Here is a 21,521-nt window from a genome sequence, read left to right as displayed (position 1 = left end):
CCGTGCGCGAGGCACGGAGCCCTTCCTCACTGCGGTTGGCTGGGGGCTTAGCCGGCGCGCAGGTTCGCCACCACCTGTTCCACTTCCAGCTTGAGCTGCTGGGCCTGGCTGGTGATGGACTGGGACAGCGTCATGAGCTGGCTGGAAGCGGCGCCGGTCATCTCGGCGGCGCGGCCGACGCCGGCGATGTTGTGGTTCACCGTCTCCGTCCCGCGCGCCGCCTGCTGGGTGTTGCTGGCGATCTCGGCGGTGGCGGCGCCCTGTTCCTCGACCGCGGAGGCGACGGTGGAGGCCGCCGTCTGGATCTGGCCGATGGTGGTCACGATGCGGTCGATGGATTCCACCGAGCGGTTGGTGGCCTGCTGGATCTCGCCCACCTTGCCGGCGATTTCCTCGGTGGCCTTGGCGGTCTGGGCGGCGAGCTGCTTCACCTCCTGCGCCACGACGGCAAAGCCCTTGCCCATCTCGCCGGCGCGCGCCGCCTCGATGGTGGCATTGAGCGCCAGCAGGTTGGTCTGGCTGGCGATGTTGGTGATGAGATCCACCACTTCGCCGATCTTGGCCGCCGACTGGGAGAGCTCGATGATCTCCGTCTGGGTGCGGGCGGTTTCGCTGGCGGCGGCCGTGGCGATGGTGGCCGTCTGGGTCACCTGCGCCGCGATCTCGCGGATGGAGGCGGTCATCTCCTCGGTGGAGGCGGCAACCGTGCTCACATTGGTGCTGGCTTCCTCCGCCGCCCCGCCCACGGCTTCCGCCTGACGGGAGGTTTCCTCGGCGGTCGCCGCGAGGCTGCGGGCGGCTTCTGACATCTCCTGCGAGGACTGGGCGAAGGCACGGGCGAGCGCGCCCATGGTGGCCTCGAAGTTCGAGGCGATCTGGAGACGCTCATTGCGCACCTTCTCGGCGGAACGCTGCTCCTGAAGGGCCGCCTCCTGCCGCAGGCGCTCGGCTTCCTCAAGGCCCTGGCGGAACGTCTCGACGCTCTTGGCGATGGTGCCCACTTCGTCGCGGCGCTCGGTGTCCGGCACCGTCACGGAGAGATTGCCACTCTGGATCTGCGTCATCACCGCAAGCAGGCCGTTGATGGGCTTCACGATGCCGAAACGGGCCACCAGACCGGCGATGACGAGCGACACGAAGACAGCAAGGCCCATCACAATGTTGAGGGACATGATCGTGCTGGCAGTGGCGGCTTCCAGCTCCGAGAGAGACTTCTTGTTCTCGATGACCGCCGCATCGATCAGCTTGGTGATGCTCTCGACGGAGCCGCGCAGCACCGGATCGCATTCGTTGACCATCATGCGTCCTGCCTTGACGATCGCCTCCGCGCCAGAGGTCTCGCGGGCGGCCTTGATGGTCGGACCGCAGGCGCTGCCGGCGAGCGCGCCTTTGATGTCCGATGCGATCTGGTCGATCTGGCCGGACAGCTTGGGCAACAGGGCCTTGGCGTCCTTCACGCGCGTGTCGAGCAGATTGATCGTCGAAGTCAGCCGGTCCTCGGCCGTTTTGACCTCCTCCGGCGCTTCGGCAATCACGAGCTGATAAATCGACCGCTGAACTCCAACGACCTGACGGTTCAGGCGCGCCAATTGCAGAAAGCCGGCATCGTCCTTGATGGCGCCCTGATAACTTTCGGACACCGAGGCCACCTTGGAGCCGGCGATGAATGTGCCACCGATGGCACACGCGCCCAACAGCAGGATCACGACGCCGATCTTCAACATGATCGGCATATTCTTGAAGGACATGGTTCCCCCTCCTTGACCGTTTGCCGACCCGAATGGGGCGACACTGACGCTGCGGTATCAGGAGCGTGCGCCGTTGGCCGCGCTCGAAATGCGTCGCGAGGAGAGGGTTTTCCCTGGAGCTTGCGCGAAGGTTGCGATTTCGCGCCCTAGAGTTGTATGGGCGCCTGATCTTTCCTCACTTCGGATCGACCGCGATGGGCTTTCCGCGCGAGGCCCATTCGGTCCAGGAGCCGTCATAGAGCGCCTGCGGGCGGGTGCCGATGGTCTCCAGCGCCACCCAGAGAATGGCCGCCGTGACGCCGGAGCCGCAGGAGGTGATCACCGGCTGGGACAGATCGAGTCCAGAGGCCGCAACGGCGCTGCGGATCTCGTCCGGCGACACGAGGCGGCCGTCGCGCACCACCTTGCCGACCGGCAGGTTGAAGGCGCCGGGCATATGCCCTGAGGGCAGGCCGGGACGCGGCTCGGGCGCCACACCGGCGAAACGCTCCGCCGCGCGGGCATCCAGGACCTGGGCGGCACCATCCGTGAGAACCCGCTCAATGCGGCTGATATCCGCCACGATGGATGCATCGAGCTGCGCCGAGAAGGTCTGCGGCGCGGGTGTTACCGTCCCCTGTTCGGTCGGCCGGCCTTCCGACGTCCACTTGGGCAGGCCGCCGTCGAGAATCGCAACATCCGTTGCGCCGAAGGCCTTGAAGGTCCACCACACGCGCGGCGCCGAGAACAAACCGGCGGCGTCATAGACCACGATGCGGCTCTTCTCCGAAATGCCGAGCGCGCCCACCGCCGCCGCGAAGGCCTCCGCGCCGGGCAGCATGTGGGGCAGGTCGGTGTCATGGGCCGAAATGCCGTCGAGATCGAAGAAGACCGCGCCGGGAATGTGCGCGGCCTCATATTCCGCCCGCCTGTCGCGGCCCGTGGCGGGCATGTGCCAGGAGCCGTCCACCACCACGAGGCCGGGGGTGCCGAGGTTGGCGGCGAGCCATTCGGTGGAGACGAAGGTGGTGGCGGTCATGAGCGGGCCTCGAAGGGGAGGAGAGAGGATCAGACGAGCACGTTCGGCACATCCGCCCTGGCTTCGAGCCAGGCGGGCACCGGCAGGTTCTTGGAGCGCAGAAAGTCCGGATTGAACAGCTTCGACTGATAGCGCGTCCCGTAATCGCACAGGATGGTTACGATCGTGTGCCCCGGTCCCAGCTCCTTCGCGAGGCGGATGGCGCCGGCGATGTTGATGCCGGACGAGCCGCCGAGGCACAGGCCCTCGTGCTCCAGGAGATCGAAGACGATGGGCACGGCCTCCTCGTCGGTGATCTGGAAGGCATGGTCCACCGGCGCATCCTCAAGGTTCGCGGTGATGCGGCCCTGTCCGATGCCCTCGGTGATGGAGGAGCCCTCGGCCTTCAGTTCACCCGTGGTGTAATAGGAATAGAGCGCGGCCCCGAGCGGATCGGCGAGGGCGATCTTCACGTCCTTGTTGCGCGCCTTCAGCGCCATGCCGACACCGGCAAAGGTCCCGCCGGTGCCCACCGCGCTCACGAAGCCGTCCACCTTTCCGTCCGTCTGATCCCAGATTTCCGGGCCGGTGGTGTCGATATGCGCCTGCCGGTTGGCGACATTGTCGAACTGGTTGGCCCAGATGGCGCCGTGCGGGGCGGTCTTGGCGATCTCCTGCGCGAGGCGGCCGGAGACCTTCACGTAATTGTTGGGGTTAGCATACGCCACCGCCGGCACTTCCACGAGGGTCGCGCCAGCAAGCCGCAGCATGTCCTTCTTTTCCTGCGACTGGGTCTCGGGAATGACGATGACGGTCTTGAAGCCGAAGGGGGCGGCCACCAGCGCGAGGCCGATGCCGGTATTGCCCGCCGTGCCCTCGACAATGACGCCGCCGGGCTCGATCTGCTTCTTGGCGATGGCGTCGCGGATGATGCCGAGCGCGGCGCGGTCCTTCACCGACTGGCCGGGGTTCATGAACTCGGCCTTGCCGAGGATGGTGCAGCCCGTGAGTTCGGACGCCTTCTTCAGCTTGATGAGCGGCGTATTGCCGATGGATTCCACAAGTCCGTCACGGAAATTCATCTGAACCACCCTGATTGTTCCGTGCAATCTAGCCAAGGGGGCAGGCGGCGGCAACCGCGCCGCCGGTCCCGTGGCGCGGGGAGCTTTGAAAGAGAGGAGGGGCGGGGCGGCGGGATCAGCCCGCCGAGCGCAGATCCTTGCGGGTATGCTCGAATGCCCGCAGCGCTCTGTCGCGGGCGGCGCCATGCTCCACCATGGGCTCGGGATAGTCGCGGCCGAGCCGCACGCCGTATCGCGTCAACTCCAGCGGCGCGCTCCAGGGCTGGTGGATGAGGCGGGCGGGCACGTCCTTCAGCTCGGGCACATAGGTGCGCACATAGGTGCCCTCGGGATCGAATTTCTCGCCCTGAAGCACCGGATTGAAGATGCGGAAATAGGGCGCGGCGTCGGCGCCCGAGCCCGCCACCCACTGCCAGCTTGCGGCATTGTTGGCGAGGTCCGCATCCACCAGCGTGTCCCAGAACCACAGTTCGCCATCCTGCCAGGGCAACAGGAGGTGCTTGCAGAGGAAGGAGGCGACGATCATGCGCACGCGATTGTGCATCCAGCCGGTCTGCCAGAGCTGGCGCATGCCCGCGTCCACGATGGGATAGCCGGTGCGGCCCTTCTGCCATTTCTTGAGGTCGCCGGGGCATTCGCGCCACGGGAAGGCGTCGAAGGAGGCTTGCAGGTTGCGGCGCGCGAGGTCCGGCACCGCAAAGAGGAGATGGTGGGAGAATTCCCGCCAGTAGAGCTCGGCCTCGAACTTCTGCACGTCCTTGGCCGGGACGGTGCCCGCATCGCCCGCGGCGAGCGCCGCCAGCAGCACCTGCCGGGGCGAGATCTCCCCGAAGCGCAGATAGGGCGAAAGGCGCGACACATGGGTCTGGTCCGGCCGGTCGCGGCCTTCGCCATAGCCGGCAAGACCATCGGCGAGGAAGGCTTCGAGCCGGGCTCGCGCCGCCGCTTCGCCGGGATGCCATGTGGTGCGCAGTCCGCCGGCCCAGTCGGGCTGTGTCGGCTCAAGCGCCCACTCCTCCAGATCATCGCAGGGCAGGGGCGCGGCGCCGTTGAGGCGCGGAACGGGCAGGGTGCGGCCGATGTCGCGCCCCTTCACCGCCGCCCGCATGAAGGAGGAGAAGGTGCGCGGCAGGCCGCCGCCCGTGCCCCGCACGCTGCCGGGCGCGTGGAGCAGATGGCCGAGCGTGCGCTCCACCGTCACGCCGGCGGCCGAAAGATGGCGGGCCACCGCCTCGTCCACCGCCTGCTCCGCCTTGCCCGCCCGCCAGTTGAAGGCGACGAGGTCGGCACCCGCGGCACGCGCCACGTCCGGCACGATGCGCCCGGCCTCCCCCCGCCGCAGCACGAGGGGCACGCCATGCTGGCCGAGTTCCGCCTTCAGCGCCCGCAGCGATCCCGCCAGCCACCAGAGCGCGGCGCCGCCGAGCGCGCGGACGCCGGGGCTGTCCTCGTCCAGCACATAAAGCGCGAGGACCCGCCGCCCGCTGGCGGCCGCGGCGGCGAGCGCGGGATTGTCCGCAAGGCGCAGGTCGTCTCGGAACCAGATGACGGCGGTGCCGGCGGCGCTCATGGCTGTTCTCCCTCTTCCGGGCCAGCCGCGCGCGGACCCGAGGCGATTACGCGCGGACCAGACGGGAGGATCATACGCCTCGCGGACGGAGGATGGTAACGCGACGGCGCGCCGCCCTCAGGAAGACGGTGGGGCGGCAGGCGCCGGAGCCTTCGGCACGCGGCCGAAGACGATGCCGCAGACGCCGACCACCAGAAAGACGAAGGCCATGAAGCCGAGGATGAGGCTGACGCCCCGCTGCTGCCAGAGGCTGCCGATGCTGGCATCGCCCGGCCGGTCCGGCGGATAGAGCACCTCCACCTGTTCCCCCACGTCGAAGTCGGCAGGATGCGACCGCCATTTGCTGGTGAACATCAGCTCCCGTCCTTCCGCCGTGCGGAAGCGCACCACCGGCGCGTAATAGGTCTTGCCGTCGCTGCGGCTGGCATCGAGCGCGATCACCACGCCCAGCGCCCGCGCGGCGGTGCGGATGAAGCGGTCCGTGTGCCAGGTCAGCGCGCCGCAGGCGATGAGAAAGCCGAGGCCCAGCACGAAGAAAATGAAGCCGATGGCGCGCAGCATGCTCATGGCTCAGGTCCCCGTCTTCCGGCGGCCGGTTTTCTTCTTCCGATGGGCTTCCATGAGGCGGAAGGTCTCGCGATCCTTGGCCATGGTGCTGATGTCCCTGAGGCGCGCACTGTCCACCCAGACGTCGAGCGCGTCCGGCTGGTGGAGGGCGATGTGGAACATCGCCGCGCGAAGATAGAAGGGCGCGGCATTGTCGTAGCCGTCATAGGTGTTGTGGTTGCGCGGCAGCCAGCCCGTCTCCAGCACCTTCGCGAGCACCGGGTCCTCCTGCGGATGGTGGATGAGGAGAAACAGGAGCTGGCACCCGTGCGCATAGGCATAGTGTTCCAGCCCCTGAAGGAACCAGTCCGCGGTGACGTGGCTGTTGGAATAGAGATGCACCCCATAGGCCCGCATGGCCGCCACCATGGCGGCGCGGAAGCGGGGGTGGGCCGAACCATAATCGGCAAGCCGCAGATGATCCTCGAAGGTCAGCCGGCTGGCGAAGACGAGGTGCATGATCTCCGGCAGGTCCGGCAGGTCGAAGTGCCGGGCGGCGCCCGCCCGCAGCTCCGGGATGTCGAAGGTGGCGAGCAGCGCGACGAGCTTGTCGCCTTCGATCTGCGGCAGGGCTGAGGCGCGGCGCAGCATCTCCGCGCCATGCCCCGTGCGCACGAGGCGCCAGGCGAGCCGGGCCGCGTCGCCGTGCATGTCGTCGCCCGCACAGGGCGCGAAGGGCTCGCGCCACTGGTAGCGCTCGGGCGTCCAGAGGAAGCGCATGGGCGGCGGCTCGAACGCGGCGAGCAGGTCCACCGCCCGCTGGATGTCGAGCTTTTCCGGAGCACGGGCCACGTCGAAGCAGAAGGCTGCGACGTGGGGGCTGTCCCACGTGCCGTGCTGGAGCCGCGGGTCCGGAAACAGCCAGTTTACGGGCATGGTGCAGGTTTCCAGCGCAACCCGCGCTGCCTGCCAGTCCGAGGCCTCGAAGGCGGCCTTGTCCGCCAGGTTGAAATCGCTCTCCGCGCTGATGCCCCGCAGGCGGCGCACCCGCACGATCCCGGTTCCCGGCGCAACCGTCTTACCCGAGATGAAGCATCTCTTGCTGGCCTTGCCGCCGAGGACGCCGTCGTGCACGGCACAGGGCGGGGTGAGGGCAGGGCCTTCGGGAGGGGAGGGCGGCGCCAGCACGTATTCGGCGAGGAAGGCGTCATAGGCTGGCAGCGCGTGGAGGGGCGCCAGCCATTCGTCCTGCCCCATCTCGCGGGTCCAGTCCCTGTCGGAGCGGTCCTTGAGGAAGCGCCACGGCAGCCCATAGCCGCGCCGGATCAGCCGCCGGGCTGCGTCGAGCGCGCGGTCGAACGCGCCGAGCACGGAGAGGACGCAGATGGCATTGAAGACGAAATGTTCGCCATCGGCGATGGGGCCCGAGAGATGCACCTCCAGCCGTTCGTCGATGAGCGGCAGGGCGCGCGCCGGCTGCCGGCTGAGCAGCGCATTCTCGAGCGTCAGCGCCTCGAACGCCCGCACCGTCTCCAGCCGCCCGTCCAGTGGGCCGAGGCGGAAGGCCTCCAACTGCTTTTCCAGGACGAAACCGGGATCATAGCGGAAGGGGCCATAGCGCTCCGCCTCCGCCCGTTCCGCGATGTCGGCCGCCAGCGGGCCTTGGCCACGCGCGTCATTCTTCTGCCGGCGGTAGCTCGCAAAGGCGCAGATGCGGGAGACGAGCTCTGCCTGATCGCCGCGTGCCGCCGCCAGTTCGATGAAGACGCCTTCGAGATAGGGATAGCTGATCCGCAGATAGTCGAGCGCATCCTCCGGATCGCTGAGCGGCCGCTGGCTGGACACCCGCGCCGCGAGCCACGGCGCGCGCTCCAGAGCCGCCGGCGGCGGGGCTTTCGCCCAGCGCACGGCGAAGGCGGAAAGGAAGGGTGCCACCGCCTCCGGCACGCCGCTGCGAAGAAAGGCCCGCGTGAGGAGCACGGCGGCGAGACCAGCGATGGGGCTCTTGCCGCGCGGGTCGGTCTCCGCCTGCGTGCCGATGAGATCGGCGGCGTCCAGCACCGCGTCACGAAAGGCGATCAGCGCAGCATCGGGATCAGGGGCTGCAAGACGGGCGCGCAGGGCGCTGGCGAAATCCTCAAGGGGCGTCGTCTGGGTCAAGCGTGCGGGTTCCTCATGGACCCTGTGCTAACGCTCAAGCTGTGTGGATGGTTCACGCTGTGCGTGGGCTTTGCCGTCCCCCGACGGATGCCGGCCGCCTCAGAGCGGATGCGGACGATAGCCGGCCTGCCCGCCCACCGGGTCGTAGATGATGTCATAGGCGTTGAGGAAACGCAGGCCCGTGTTCACGCGGATGGGGTGCGGCTCGGCGGCCAGAAGAACCCGGCGCGGGTCGGTGCCCGGCGGGCTCGCGCTGTCGCGGGCACCGATGCTGAACACATACTGCGCCGCAGGCTCCGCGCCCCGGCCGACGCTGACGTCGATGCGGTTCGGCGGCGGCAGGTAGCCGCGCGGCCCGGCCAGGCGGCGGCGCACCGCATAAGGCAGGGTGAGGATCATGTCCGGAATGCCCGTATCCACGCTGAGCGGCCCGCACAGCGGCTTGGCGCCGTCGAGCCGCACGCAGGCGGGCGGCAGGCTCCAGTCGCCATTGCCGCGCTGCCGGTCCAGCCGCACGAGGCTGAAACCCTCCGGCAGCGTCGGCGGCAGCCCCACCGTGACGGCGCTGCGGGTGACCACATAGCCGGGTCGCAAGGGGCCTGCGGCGTCCATGCCGGCCACATGGAGGAAGGGGTTCTTCGCCGCCCCGCTGACCTTGGCGTTAGTGGCCTCATGGCCGTAGCCGATGCCGATCATGGCGCCTTCATTGAGGTCGCGCGCCGGCACGCAGCGCCGGGCATGGGGCAGGCAGTCGCGCCATTGGGTGGCCAGCACGGGAATCGGCGTCGTGGTCACGGACGTGCCGTCGGCGCCGGTGATGGTCACGGGCACCAGAACCATCACGCCATGCACGACGCGCCCGGAGCTGCGATAGGTGATGCTGCGTGGCCCGATGCGGGGCAGGTGCTCGAAATCCGGAATCGCCTTGGCGGCGATGACGAGGCCGGTTGACCCGGTGTCGAGCACCGCGCGCCGCGCCGGCCCGCCGCCGACGGACACCATCAGATGCGGCACATGGTTCAGAGCCGTGCCGCCCGCCGGAGCATCGATATAGGGCAATGTGACGGGGGAAGGATCGGCCGCGCGCGCCGGAAACGGGCCGGCCCCCGTGAAAAGGGCGCTGGCCATGACGAAGGCCGCGATCACGCGAGAGCGGAACATCCGACGGAACCCGTGAACACGGAGCGCGACCCGGTCGGCTCGGCTCCGGCCCGAGCATAATCACAGGCTTGAGAATCGAAAAGGGATCGAGCTCATTCAAGCTCGATCCCTTCGAATGTGGCTCCCCGGGCCGGATTCGAACCAGCGACCAACCGGTTAACAGCCGGTTGCTCTACCACTGAGCTACCGGGGAACGGGTGTCTCTCAACCCGAGGCCGGCTATGTAGCAATCGACCGGCGCGTTGTGAAGTCAGGGAAAGCGGATTTCTGCGAGATTGTTCCCGATCCGGTGGATATCTCGCGCCAGCCCTTGAGCCTCAAGGCATTCCGGCTTGTGGACAGCGCCGCATCCGGCGCCGTCCGTTTTGCTTGTTCCTCAGGCGGTAAGGCGGGCTTCCTCCGCCTGCACTTCGCCGGCGGCGTCCTGCTCGTGCTCGTGGGCGAACTGCACCTGGTAGAAATTGTAGTAGCGGCCGCGCCGCGCCATCAGTTCATCGTGGCGCCCGCTCTCGGCGATCTGCCCGTGCTCGACGACGCAGATCCGGTCCGCCCGCACCACAGTCTGGAGGCGGTGGGCGATGACGATGGTGGTGCGGCTCGCCTGGAGCTTCTGGAGCGCCTTCTGCACCTCCGCCTCGCTCTCGCTGTCGAGGGCGGCGGTGGCTTCGTCCAGCAGCAGGATGGGCGCGTTCTTGAGGAAGGCGCGGGCGATGGCGATGCGCTGGCGCTGGCCGCCCGAGAGCTGGGCGCCGTGCTCGCCCACATGGGTGTCGTAGCCGTTCTCGAAGCCCATGATGAAGTCGTGCGCATAGGCCGCCTTGGCCGCGGCGATGATCTCGTCCTCGCTCGCGCCCTCCCGGCCGAAGCCGATGTTCTCGCGCACGGTTCCGGAGAACAGATAGACATCCTGGCTCACGAGCGCGGTGAGGGCGCGCACCGAGTGACGGTTGAACTGCGTGACATCGTTGCCGTCGATGCTCACGACGCCGGAGGCGGGCGAGTAGAAGCGCTCGATGAGATTGATGACGGTGGTCTTGCCGCCGCCGGACGGGCCGACGAGGGCCGTCGTCTGGCCCGGCTCGGCCACGAAGTTGAAGCCGCGCAGCACCGGTTCGCCGGGCCGATAGCCGAACACCACGTCCTCGAAGGCGACGCGCCCGGCACCGGCCGGAAGCGACGGGCGTGCCGCGTCGTCGGTCTCGGCGGCCGGCAGGTCGAGCATCTCGAACAGCATGTGGGCGCCGATCACATGGGCGGTGAGGTCCACATGGAAGCGGGCGAGGCGCTTGGCCGGCTCATAGGCCAGCAGCAGCGCGGTGAGCACCGAGAAGAACTCGCCGGGGCTCTTGCCCACGAACATCACGTTGTAGCCGGCATAGAGGATCACGCCGCCGATGGCGAAGCCGCCCAGCGTCTCCATGAGCGGGCTCGACTTGGCCTGCGTACGCACCAGCTTGTTGGCGGCGCGCTCCACGTCGTTCACATAGGTATGGACGCGGCCGCGCATGGTCTCTTCCAGCCCGTAGGCCTTCACCGTGCGCATGCCCTGGATGACCTCCAGCGTGATGGAGGAGAGCTTCACGCCGCTGGCGAACTCCTTGCGGAAGATGCTCTTGGCCTTCTTGATCAGCTTGCGGGTGCCGATCACCGCCGCCGGCATCAGCACCACCGCGACCAGCGCGAGGGAGGGGTCCTGCACCACCGCCACGGATACCAGCGACACCAGGGACAGGGCGTCGCGGCCGATGGAGGTGATGACGAGGTTCAGCGCGTCGCGGGCCGAATTGGCACCGTTCTGGAGGCGCATGGAGATGTCCGCCGTGTGGCGGGCGGCGAAATAGGAGATGTCCTGCCCCAGAAGGTGGTCGAAGACCTTCTTCTGGTTGTCGGCGACGATGCGGTTGCCGACCCGCGCCATGGTGACATTCTGGCCGTAGGCGGAGACGCCCTTGACGAGCGAGAGGCCCATGACGCCGAGCGCCACCATCCAGACGCCCCAGAAGGTGGGGGTGACGAAGATGGTGTTCACCGCATCGCGCATCAGCCAGGCCATGCCGGCGGTCGAGAAGGCCATCAGGCCCATGAAGGCGAAGGCGGTGGCGTAGCCTTTCCAGTGTCGACGTCCGTCCGCGAGGAACAGGCGCCGCAGCACGCTGAAGCTCTCGCTCTTGTCCATGGATGCCCGCAGGCGATCCAACGGTTGGAAGCTCATGAACATCTCCAGGCGCGAGCCGTGCGCGCCGATCCATCAACCGCCATCCCGGCGGCAAGTCAATTGCCGCGGAGGCTCAGCCGCGGCGGGCGCTCGCGCCGACGTTGCGGCACGGCACATCGCCCGGTGGCGACCGATCTTCCTTCAAGGGGAGAAGCAGCGGGCCATCTGCGGGCCTTCAGGCGACCGGGCGGACGGGGCACGGCGGGGTCGCTGAACTGGAGGCCACGCCCGGAATCGAACCGGGGTGCAAGGATTTGCAGTCCTCTGCGTAACCACTCCGCCACGTGGCCTCACGTGCCGGCTACCTAAAGCACTCGGACGCCGGGGGCAAGAGGGGCGGATGCAGCGGTTGGGGATGGCGCTGAAAACCGGCCTGAAATCCCCACCGCCGCGTCATTGCGTGCGTCTTGAAAGCGTTACTTCGTTACGGCACACAGGGGCATCTCCCTGCGGAAGAGGATTGATCCCCATGCGCCGTCCCGCTCTCCGAATGGCCTTCGTGCTCGCGACGGCGCTCCTCACGCCGGGGCTGGCGCTGGCCCAGCCGATTCTCGAAATCACCGTCGTCCGCGCCGTCCAGAGCGTGGCCAAGGTCTCCGCCCTCGATCTCGACAAGCGGGTGGTGACGCTGGTCGCCGCCGACGGCAACTGGTCAGCCCTGAAGGCCGGTCCGGAGGTCAAGAATCTCCCGCAGGTGAAGGTCGGCGACGAGATCAAGCTGGTGATCGAGCAGGTGACGAACATCAGCGTTGTCCATCCCAATGACGGCACGCCCGTGCCGACCAATGTGGTGACGGTGGACACCGCCCCGCTCGGTGCCAAGCCCGGCGCCGTGGTGACCGATCGCCGCGAATTCGCCGCCACCATCACGGCGCTGGCCGCCGACACCCGTTCGGTGACGCTCCAGGGGCCGGCGGGCAACAGCCTTGTGGTGCCGGTTCCGGCCAACCAGCCGTTCGAGCAGTTGAAGGCGGGCGATCACGTGATCTTCCGGCAGGTCACGTTCACGGGCCTTGCCGACATCGGGCAATAAGCGGTCCGGTTCGGCTCTGAAGCGCAGCCGCCGCCTTGCAAAAATGGCGGCGGTGTGGCTCTTGAGTCCGAAACATGGCTCGCCGGGATGTGGCGGAGGATTACGATGGTCGATTACGCGGAACTGCGCCGGGGGATGGTCGATTCCCAGGTGCGCGCCAATGACGTGACGGATCTGCGCATCGTGGCCGCCATGATGGAGATGCCGCGCGAGCGCTTCGTTCCCGCCAACCTCAAGTCGCTGGCCTATATCGACGAGGATCTGGTGATCCGCGCCGCGACCGCCCAGCAGCCGGCCCGCTATCTGATCGAGCCGATGGTGCTCGCCAAGCTGATTCAGCTCGCCGACGTGCAGGCCGACGAGATCGTGCTCGATGTGGCCGCCGGCACCGGCTATTCGGCCGCCGTCCTCGCCCGCCTCTCGCAGCAGGTGGTGGCGCTGGAGGATGATGCCGACCTCGTCGCCGCCGCCAACGCCGTGCTGAGCGAACTGGCCATCACCAACGTCGCCGTCCTCAAGGGACCGCTCACCGCCGGCTGGGCAGCCGAGGGGCCTTACGACGTGATTCTTCTCAACGGCGCCGTGGATGTGGTGCCGCAGGCCCTGTTCGACCAGCTCAAGGACGGCGGTCGCCTCGTGGCGGTGGTCGGCCGGGGCGGTGCGGCCCATGCGGTGATCTACACCAAGGTGGGCGGTGCGGTGTCCGAGCGGGTGGTGTTCAACGCCTCCGTGCCCACGCTGCCGGGCTTCGAGGCGCCGCAGCGCTTCACTTTCTAGGCTCTGCGCCGTGTCGCGCGGCGGCGGAACGGACCTGTGTCCGATCTGCCGCGGTGCGCCAAAAAACAATTGGTTATCGAACCGGTCGGTTTTCTCGTCTGGTGTCGCTGGATATGGTCTGAATTCAATCCGCGTGTCTGGCTTTCAGATACAGCTCGGGGCGGAGCCGCGGTTCGGGAGAACTCAATGTCGCTTGCGACGCATTTTTGCCGACGCCTGTCAGTTCTTGCTGCGGCGGCCGTAGTCTCCGGTCTGGCATGGACCTCCAGCGTGTCCGCCCAAACCCTCGAGACGGCGCTCGGACAGGCTTACGTCAACAACCCCAGCCTCAACTCGCAGCGCGCCGGCACCCGTGCCACGGACGAAAGCGTGCCGCAGGCCCTGTCGGGCTATCGTCCGAACGTGTCCGCCGGTGCCAGCGTGGGCGGGCAGTATGCCCGCACCAATTCGTCCGGGACGATCGCGACCAACTCGCTCGTGCCGCGTTCGGTGAACCTCACGGTCTCGCAGACCATCTTCAACGGCTTCCTCACCGCCAGCACCACCCAGAAGGCGGAGTCGTCCGTCAAGGGCTCGCGGGAGACCCTGCGCAACACCGAGCAGACCATCCTGCTCAACGCGGTGACGGCCTATATGAACGTCCTGCAGGGCATTGCCCTGCTGGAGTTGCAGAATCAGAACCTCGCCGCGTTGCAGCAGGAACTGCGGGCGACCCGCGACCGCTTCAATGTGGGTGAGGTGACCCGCACCGACGTGGCGCAGGCCGAGGCGCAGGTGGCCACGGCCAACTATCAGGTGGCCCAGGCGGTCGCGAATCTGCAGGCCTACAAGGCCACCTACCGCCAGGTGATCGGTGTGGAGCCGGGCAAGCTGACGGCGCCCAAGTCCATCGAGTTCATGCTGCCGCCCACCGTCGACAAGGCCGTCGCGGCCGGCCTGTCCACGCACCCGGCCATCCAGGCGTCCAAGTTCGCCGTCGATGCGGCCATGTTCCAGGTGAAGATGTCCGAGGCGGGCCTCGCGCCCGTGGTCAGCGTTCAGGGCCAGCTCGCCCAGGGCTATGACCAGAACAGCGCGGTGGACAGCACCAGCTCGGCCTCAGTGGCGCTGAACCTGACGGTGCCGATCTATCAGGGCGGCGCCGAATATTCCGCCATCCGCCAGTCCAAGGAACTGCTCACGCAGGCCCGCATCGAGGTGGACGTGAACCGCGATACGGTGCGCGCCAACACGGTGCAGTACTGGGGCGCGCTGGAAGCCGCGAAGGCGCAGATCCAGTCGGCCCAGGCCTCCGTTGCCGCCAACACGCTGGCGCTCGAAGGCGTCCGCGAAGAGTGGCGCGTGGGCCAGCGCACCACCACCGACGTGCTGAACGCCCAGACCGATCTCACCACCTCCAAGTCCAACCTCGTGACGGCGCAGCGCGACCGTGTGGTGGCGGCCTACTCGCTGCTCTCCTCCGTCGGCAAGCTGGATGCGGTGACGCTGGGCCTGAAGGTGCCGGTCTATGATGCCCGCGTGCACTATGATCAGGTGCGCGATGCCTGGGCTGGCATCCGGACGCCGGACGGTAAATAATAATTAACCCTTGGATGGCCGGCCCCCAATCTGTTGTGGTGGTCCGGTGCCATGACATACTTCGACCTTAGGTGGCGATTCTGACGTCCATGAAAAAGCTCAGCGTTCCACGCAGCTTGAAGGACGTCTTCGGCCGAGGGCGCAGCATGTCCGCATATCCAAAGCCGCAAGAACCCTCCATGGAGGAGATCTTGGCCTCCATCCGGCGCATCATTTCCGATGATGAGCCGGATGCCGGACGGCGGGCGGCTCCGCCCGCTGCCCCGCGCCCGCAGGAACCGCCGCGCGCCGAGGCCCGTCCGCCGCGGCCCCCGGTGGCCGATGGCCGCGAGCCCTACCGCGAGCGCCCGGCGCCCTATGCGGACGATCCCCGCTTTGCGCCGCGGACGGAAGCGCCCCGTCCGGCTTCCCCGCGTCCGGACTTCCGGCAGGAGCACGCGCCCCGTCCCGAGACGGCGATGCGTCAGGAGCCTGCACCGCACCCGCAGCCTCTGCGCGCCGAGCCCACCCCGCGTCACGAGCCGCCGCCGCGCCAAGAGCCCTTGCCGCGCCAGGACCCCTTGCCGCGCCATGAGCCCGCGCCGCGCGCCGAGCTGACGGGACGCGACCTTCCCGCCGCCCGCGAGCTGCCGCCGCTGCGCGAGTTCGCGCCGTCGCGCGAGCCGGGGCCGGCCCGTGACATGATCCCGCCGCGCGAGGTGCCCCCGCGTCCGGCAGCGCCTGCGCCCATGCGCGCCGAGTTGCCCGTCGAGGCCCCACGCCGCATCGAGCGCCCGCAGCCGCCGGCGGAGATCCCCCATCTCAGCATCGAGGATCTGCTGGGCGAACTGCCGCGCCTGAACGATGCGCCGCCGCGCCCGGCCGAATCGGCCCCTGTGCGCGCGGCCGTTCGCGAGCCGGTTGTCCCGGCCGCTGTGCCCGTCGAGGCCCCGGTGCCCGTAGAAGCACGCGCCGCCGAAGAGCCCCGGCCCCTGCCGGAGGTGCGCATGGCCCGCGTGGTGCCGCCCGAGCCGCGCCGCAAGGACCTGCTCTCGCCCACCGCCGATGCCGCCATTGCGGCGGCGTTCGAGACGCTCGGCGAGGCAACGCTTCCCGAGCAGGGCCGTACGGTCGAGGATCTCATGAAGGAGATGCTCCGGCCCATGCTGAAGACCTGGCTCGACGAGCATCTGCCGGACATCGTGGAACGGCTCGTACGTTCCGAGATCGAGCGCGTCTCCCGCGGACGCTGATCCGCCCGCGCCGGAGGCATGGCCGCCCGGCGCGCCCAAAGGCCGCCGCCCCGTTGACGCGAGGGGCGTGGTGCGGCTTTAACCCCTTCCACTGCATCTGGTCCGTCCGCCGTTCCGGCGGCGGGCTGCGACGCTGCCGTGCCGCCGGCCTGAAGAGGTCGGGTGGCGCGAAAGCGCGTCGTTCCATCTGCCGGTCCCTGCCGCCGGCCCGTGACACATCTGTTGAGGACGCCAGTCGTCCCGGAGCGCCCCTATGCTCGAGAAGGTCTTTGATCCCGCTGCCGTCGAGGCTCGCATTTCGGCCGAATGGGAGAAGGAGGGCGCCTTCCGCTGCGGCCGTCCCGAGCGCGTGGACGCGCCCGGTTTCTCGATCGTGATCCCGCCGCCGAACGTCACCGGCTCGCTGCACATGGGCCATGCGCTCAACAACACGCTGCAGGACATTCTGGCGCGCTTCGAGCGCATGCGCGGCAAGGACGTGCTCTGGCAGCCGGGCACCGATCACGCGGGCATCGCTACGCAGATGGTGGTCGAGCGCCAGCTGATGGAGCGCAAGGAGCCGGGCCGCCGTGACATGGGCCGCGCTGCCTTCGTGGAGCGGGTGTGGGCGTGGAAGGCCGAATCCGGCGGCACCATCGTCAACCAGCTGAAGCGCCTCGGCGCCTCGTGCGACTGGTCGCGCGAGCGCTTCACCATGGACGAGGGCCTGTCCCGCGCGGTGCTGAAGGTGTTCGTGGACCTTCACCGCAAGGGGCTGATCTACAAGGACAAGCGCCTCGTCAATTGGGACCCGAAGCTGCTCACCGCCATCTCGGACCTCGAGGTGCAGCAGGTGGAGGTGAAGGGCAATCTCTGGCACCTGCGCTATCCGGTGGAGGGCGAGCCCGGCCGCTTCATCATCGTCGCCACCACGCGCCCCGAGACCATGCTCGGCGACACGGCGGTGGCGGTGCATCCGGAAGACCCGCGCTATTCGGACCTCGTCGGCAAATTCGTCGTGCTGCCGCTGGTCGGCCGGCGCATTCCCATCGTGGCGGATGAATATTCCGACCCCGAGAAGGGATCGGGCGCGGTGAAGATCACCCCGGCCCACGATTTCAACGACTTCGAGGTCGGCAAGCGCCACCACCTGCCGATGATCAACGTGCTCGATGCGGAAGCCCGTATCGACGCCGGCGGCATCCGCGACGATTTCGAGGCCCGGCCCGAGGCCTATGCCGTTGCGCCCGATGCCACCGGCATTCTCGCCGAGCTCGCCGGCCAGGACCGCTTTGCCGCCCGCAAGCGCATCGTCGAGCTGTTCACGGAGATGGAGCTGCTCGAGAAGATCGAGCCCAATCCCCACACCGTGCCCCACGGCGACCGCTCGGGCGTCGTCATCGAGCCCTGGCTGACCGACCAGTGGTATGTGGACGCCAAGACGCTGGCCCAGCCGGCGCTCGCCGCCGTGCGCGAGGGCCGTACCACTTTCGTGCCCAAGAACTGGGAGAAGACCTATTTCGAGTGGCTGGAGAATATCCAGCCCTGGTGCGTCTCCCGCCAGCTCTGGTGGGGTCACCAGATTCCGGCCTGGTACGACCCCTTCGGCAATGTCTTCGTCGAGCTGGATGAGGATGCGGCCTTCGAGGCCGCCATCGCCAAGAATGTCGCCGCCGAGAACCTGACGCCGGACGAGGCGCAGGCGCTCATCGACGATGCCGACAAGCGTGCCCAGTTCCTCACCCGCGACGAGGACGTGCTGGACACGTGGTTCTCGTCCGCTCTGTGGCCTTTCTCCACCATGGGCTGGCCGGACGAGACGGCGGAACTGAAGAAGTTCTACCCGACCTCCGTGCTGGTGACGGGCTTCGACATCATCTTCTTCTGGGTCGCCCGGATGATGATGATGGGCCTCGAGTTCATGGATGGCGAAGTGCCGTTCAAGGACGTCTACATCCACGCCCTCGTCCGCGACGAGAAGGGCGCCAAGATGTCGAAGTCCAAGGGCAACGTCATCGACCCGCTGGACCTCATCAACCAGTATGGCGCCGACGCCCTGCGCTTCACGCTGGCGGCCATGGCGGCTCAGGGGCGCGACATCAAGCTCGCCACCTCCCGCGTCGAGGGCTATCGCAACTTCGCGACCAAGCTCTGGAACGCCACGCGCTTCGCCGAGATGAACGGCTGCGTGCGCGCCGAGGGCTTCGATCCGGCTAAGGTCAACGGCACGCTCAACCGCTGGATCCTCGGCGAGGCCACCCGCGCGGCCAATGAGGTGACGGCGGCCATCGAGGCTTATCGCTTCAACGAGGCGGCGGGCGCGGCCTATCGCTTTATCTGGAACGTGCTCTGCGACTGGCATCTGGAGCTGGCGAAGCCGGTCCTCTCCGGCCCCGACGGCGCCGCCAAGGACGAGACCCGCGCCACCACCGCCTTCGTTCTGGATGTCGCGCTCAGCCTGCTGCATCCCTTCATGCCCTTCCTCACGGAAGAGTTGTGGGCGCGCACCGGCGAGCAGGGCCCGGCCCGTAGCGGGCTGCTGGCGCTGGCGGAGTGGCCGGCGCTGTCGCTGGAGGCGCCCGATGCCGAGGCGGAAGTGGGCTGGGTGGTCGATCTCGTCACCGAGATCCGCTCCGTGCGCGCCGAGATGAACGTGCCGGCCGGCGCGCAGGTGCCGCTCGTTCTGGTGGGCGCCAGCGAGGAGACCCGCGCGCGGGCGTCCGCCTGGGACGATGCGCTGCGCCGTCTTGCCCGCCTGTCCGGCATCACCCGCGCCGATGTTGCCCCGCCCTCCAGCGTGCAGATGGTGGTGCGCGGCGAGGTGGTGGCCCTGCCGCTCGAAGGCATCGTGGATCTCAAGGCCGAGCTGGAGCGCCTCACCAAGGAGGCGGCCAAGCTCGATCAGGAGGTCGCGCGCATCGACGGCAAGCTGGCGAACGAGAAGTTCGTTGCCAAGGCCGCCGAGGAGGTGGTGGAGGCCGAGCGCGAGAAGCGCGCCGAATATCTCGCCCGCAAGGAGAAGGTTAACGCCGCCATCGCCCAGCTCTCCCGCTGAGCGACGGTGGATAGCGGGTCCATCACCGTTCTGTGACGGCAAAGACACACCCCTCCGCGGAAGAGTGACCGCGGGGGAACTGGGGCGTCCGGCGCCGCGAAGCCGCCACAAAACGCCACAAGATCAGCCATGCGAGACGGCGGTCGCGTTAAGTCGGGAAATGGTCCCGGCCGCCGTCCCAGAGGCTGATGTCAGATGTTCGGGTGCGGGGCCGATCAGGGTCGAGACGAGTGGGGCGACCGCCCCCTTTGCCAAGGAGAATCCTTGGCTCGGCCTTGGCGTGGCCCCGATCTTGCCCGGTCTGGCGGGCATGCTTTCCGCATCATGAATGTGGTGGATCACAGCATCGGAACGAACGGCGGCCTTGGGCGCCACGGGCTGCGCCGCACGGCGTGGGGTATCGTGGCCGGCCTGTGCCTGCTGGTGGCCGGTGCTGTGTCGCCGGCCCTGGCGTTCGACGGCAATACCGATGGTTCGGGGCCGGCCGGTCTGGCGCCGCCTCCCGGTCTGACGCCTCCCGGCAGCCTGCCGCTGCCGCCCGGTGCGCGTCCGGTGGACGAGGCCTTCCGGTCCGGCGCGCAGGCCCTGCGGCTCGGCCAGACGGCGAAGGGCGTCGATGCCCTGCGCTATGCGGCTGATCAGGGGCATCCCGCCGCCCAGTGGAAGCTGGGCCGCATGTATGCCGACGGCGACGGCGTGAAGCGCGACGACGCCAAGGCCTTCGAATATTTCAGCCGCATCGCCAATCTGCACGCCGAGGACTATCCCGGCACGCCGCAGGCCCGCTTTGCGGCCAGCGCCTTCGTGGCCCTTGGCTCCTATTATCTCGTCGGCATTCCCAACACCGCCGTGCGCCGCGATCCGGCCCGCGCGCGGGACATGTTCTCCTACGCGGCCTCCTATTTCGGCGATCCGGACGCGCAGTTCCGCCTCGGCAAGATGTATCTCGACGGCACGGGCATGTCGCGCGATCCGCGGCAGGCCGCCCGCTGGCTGATCCTCTCCGCCCAGAAGGGGCAGTATGAGGCACAGGCCCTGCTCGGACAGCTTCTGTTCCGGGGCGACGAGGGCATTCCCCGGCAGGGCGCGCGCGGCCTCATGTGGCTGACGCTCGCCCGTGACGGCGCCGCCGGTCCCGGCGACAAATGGGTGGTCGATCTCTATGAGGACGCCTTCTCCGAAGCGACGGAGGATGAGCGGGCGGTGGCGCTGAAATATCTGGAACAGTGGCTCAAGACCGCCCAGCGCTGAACCGGCCCTTGGCCGCGTCAGGTCGCCATTTCCATAGTTGGCAATCCCTTTTCTTGTGCGGCCGCGAACGCCGGGCATAATGACGCTCGGGCAGCGGCGCGGGGCCGTCTGCGGCGGGGTCTGCTCATGGTTCGTCTCGATCGACGCCACTTTCTGTTCGGAAGCGCGCTTTGCGGCCTTGCCGCCTGGCCTCTCATGCAAAGCGTCGCACGCGCTGCGCAGCCGAAGCTCGGGCTGCTGCTGCCGGGCCGACGGGATGACGGCGGCTTCATGCAGGCGGGCTTCTCGGGCTTCGAGGCCGCGGCAGCCGAGCTCAAGGCCGATGTGGTCGTGGTGGATGGCGTCCGGCCGCAGAAGGACGATCTCGTGGCTGCGCTGCGCCGCATCGCGGCAGAAGGGCCGTCCGTCATCGCCGCCCATGGCGGTCAGTGCAACGAGGCGGCGAAGATCGTTGCCGCGGATCATCCGCGAATCCAGTTCCTGGTCATTCAGGGTGGCGTCGAGGGGGCGAACCTCACCAGCTACGAGGTGTTGCAGGAGCAGTCGGCCTGGCTGGCCGGCGCCGCCGCGGCGCTGATGACGAAGACCGGCACCGTGGGGCACATCTCGGGCATTCGCGTGCCGCCCGGCCTCAAGGGGCGCGCCGCTTATGCCGCCGGCGTCGCCCACGCGAGGCCCGGCGTGAAACTGCTGACGACCTTCTGCGGCGAGCAGGACGACGCGGCGCTTGCCGCCAAGGTGACGGCGGCGCAGGCCGATGCGGACGCGGACATCATCTTCACCATGCTGAACGCCGGACGCACGGGTGCCATCGAGGCGTGCCGCGCCAGGAAGATCCACCAGATCGGCAATGTGCGCGACTGGGTGCCCGTGGCGCCCGACGTCTTTGTGGCGAGCGCCATCGCCGACGTCTCTGTCGCCATGCGCGATGCGGTCAGCGACGCGGTCTCCGGCCGGCTCGTGCCGGGCAAGCATGTGAAGCTCGGCGTCTCCTCGGGCGATGCGGTGCGCCTTGCTCTGGCGCCCGGCGTGCCGGAGGAGGTGCGCGTCGCCATCACCGGCTATACGGCGGACATCGCCGCCGGCCGGATCGTGGTGCCGACGGCCTATGACGGGCCCGAGTTCAGCCTCTGATCT

At 68.3% G+C, this 21,521-nt stretch carries 15 protein-coding genes and 2 tRNA genes; 7 read left to right on the top strand and 10 right to left on the bottom strand.

Features of this window, described 5'->3' with window-relative positions:
* Window positions 1-47: 47 nt before the first annotated feature.
* The 10 genes from AZC_RS26285 to AZC_RS14575 form a co-directional block, all read right to left on the bottom strand.
* The gene (locus tag AZC_RS26285) at window positions 48-1,748 is read right to left on the bottom strand and encodes a methyl-accepting chemotaxis protein (protein ID WP_012171351.1); all 1,701 of its coding nucleotides are present in this window, start codon (window positions 1,746-1,748) and stop codon (window positions 48-50) included.
* Window positions 1,749-1,923: 175 nt separating this feature from the next.
* Window positions 1,924-2,766 (bottom strand): 3-mercaptopyruvate sulfurtransferase, encoded by an 843-nt coding sequence (gene sseA, locus AZC_RS14615; RefSeq protein ID WP_012171350.1) that lies wholly within the window; start codon window positions 2,764-2,766, stop codon window positions 1,924-1,926.
* A gap of 29 nt (window positions 2,767-2,795) precedes the next feature.
* Window positions 2,796-3,827, bottom strand: coding sequence for a cysteine synthase A (locus AZC_RS14610; protein WP_012171349.1), 1,032 nt, complete (start codon window positions 3,825-3,827; stop codon window positions 2,796-2,798).
* A gap of 115 nt (window positions 3,828-3,942) precedes the next feature.
* Window positions 3,943-5,397 (bottom strand): cryptochrome/photolyase family protein, encoded by a 1,455-nt coding sequence (locus AZC_RS14605; protein WP_012171348.1) that lies wholly within the window; start codon window positions 5,395-5,397, stop codon window positions 3,943-3,945.
* A gap of 117 nt (window positions 5,398-5,514) precedes the next feature.
* Entirely contained in the window at window positions 5,515-5,964 is a 450-nt protein-coding gene (locus tag AZC_RS24470; protein WP_012171347.1) for a DUF3592 domain-containing protein, read from the bottom strand.
* Between the two features lie 3 nt (window positions 5,965-5,967).
* On the bottom strand, window positions 5,968-8,103 hold the full coding sequence (locus AZC_RS14595) for a hypothetical protein (protein WP_012171346.1): 2,136 nt from the start codon (window positions 8,101-8,103) through the stop codon (window positions 5,968-5,970).
* 99 nt (window positions 8,104-8,202) lie between these two features.
* Window positions 8,203-9,264: a hypothetical protein gene (locus tag AZC_RS14590; RefSeq protein ID WP_012171345.1), complete on the bottom strand. Its 1,062-nt coding sequence runs from the start codon at window positions 9,262-9,264 to the stop codon at window positions 8,203-8,205.
* Window positions 9,265-9,382: 118 nt separating this feature from the next.
* A tRNA-Asn gene (locus AZC_RS14585) sits at window positions 9,383-9,457 on the bottom strand.
* A gap of 183 nt (window positions 9,458-9,640) precedes the next feature.
* Complete coding sequence (locus AZC_RS14580; protein ID WP_043880342.1) at window positions 9,641-11,476, bottom strand: ABC transporter ATP-binding protein; 1,836 nt, start codon at window positions 11,474-11,476, stop codon at window positions 9,641-9,643.
* A 219-nt stretch (window positions 11,477-11,695) separates the two neighbouring features.
* Window positions 11,696-11,769: transfer RNA gene (locus tag AZC_RS14575), tRNA-Cys, on the bottom strand.
* Between the two features lie 179 nt (window positions 11,770-11,948).
* On the opposite strand from AZC_RS14575, the gene AZC_RS14570 reads away from it, so the two are divergent.
* From AZC_RS14570 to AZC_RS14540, 7 genes are all read left to right on the top strand, one after another.
* Window positions 11,949-12,512, top strand: coding sequence for a hypothetical protein (locus AZC_RS14570; protein WP_133866352.1), 564 nt, complete (start codon window positions 11,949-11,951; stop codon window positions 12,510-12,512).
* A 105-nt stretch (window positions 12,513-12,617) separates the two neighbouring features.
* Window positions 12,618-13,289: a protein-L-isoaspartate O-methyltransferase family protein gene (locus AZC_RS14565; protein ID WP_012171342.1), complete on the top strand. Its 672-nt coding sequence runs from the start codon at window positions 12,618-12,620 to the stop codon at window positions 13,287-13,289.
* Window positions 13,290-13,475: 186 nt separating this feature from the next.
* The gene (locus AZC_RS14560; protein WP_043879409.1) at window positions 13,476-14,867 is read left to right on the top strand and encodes a TolC family outer membrane protein; all 1,392 of its coding nucleotides are present in this window, start codon (window positions 13,476-13,478) and stop codon (window positions 14,865-14,867) included.
* Window positions 14,868-15,046: 179 nt separating this feature from the next.
* Window positions 15,047-16,099 carry a DUF2497 domain-containing protein gene (locus AZC_RS25095; RefSeq protein WP_244421723.1) on the top strand — a complete coding sequence of 351 codons (1,053 nt, stop codon included), beginning with the start codon at window positions 15,047-15,049 and terminating at the stop codon, window positions 16,097-16,099.
* 253 nt (window positions 16,100-16,352) lie between these two features.
* Window positions 16,353-19,133 (top strand): valine--tRNA ligase, encoded by a 2,781-nt coding sequence (locus AZC_RS14550; RefSeq protein ID WP_012171339.1) that lies wholly within the window; start codon window positions 16,353-16,355, stop codon window positions 19,131-19,133.
* Window positions 19,134-19,397: 264 nt separating this feature from the next.
* A complete protein-coding gene (locus AZC_RS14545; RefSeq protein ID WP_244421722.1) occupies window positions 19,398-20,384 on the top strand; it encodes a tetratricopeptide repeat protein in 987 nt (328 codons plus the stop codon).
* Between the two features lie 195 nt (window positions 20,385-20,579).
* A complete protein-coding gene (locus tag AZC_RS14540) occupies window positions 20,580-21,518 on the top strand; it encodes a BMP family ABC transporter substrate-binding protein (RefSeq protein WP_197531776.1) in 939 nt (312 codons plus the stop codon).
* Window positions 21,519-21,521 lie beyond the last annotated feature (3 nt).

Source organism: Azorhizobium caulinodans ORS 571 (assembly GCF_000010525.1).
Taxonomy (GTDB): Bacteria; Pseudomonadota; Alphaproteobacteria; order Rhizobiales; family Xanthobacteraceae; genus Azorhizobium; species Azorhizobium caulinodans.
Note: the sequence above shows the minus strand (reverse complement) of the source record. Positions and strands in the feature narration are given on the sequence as shown.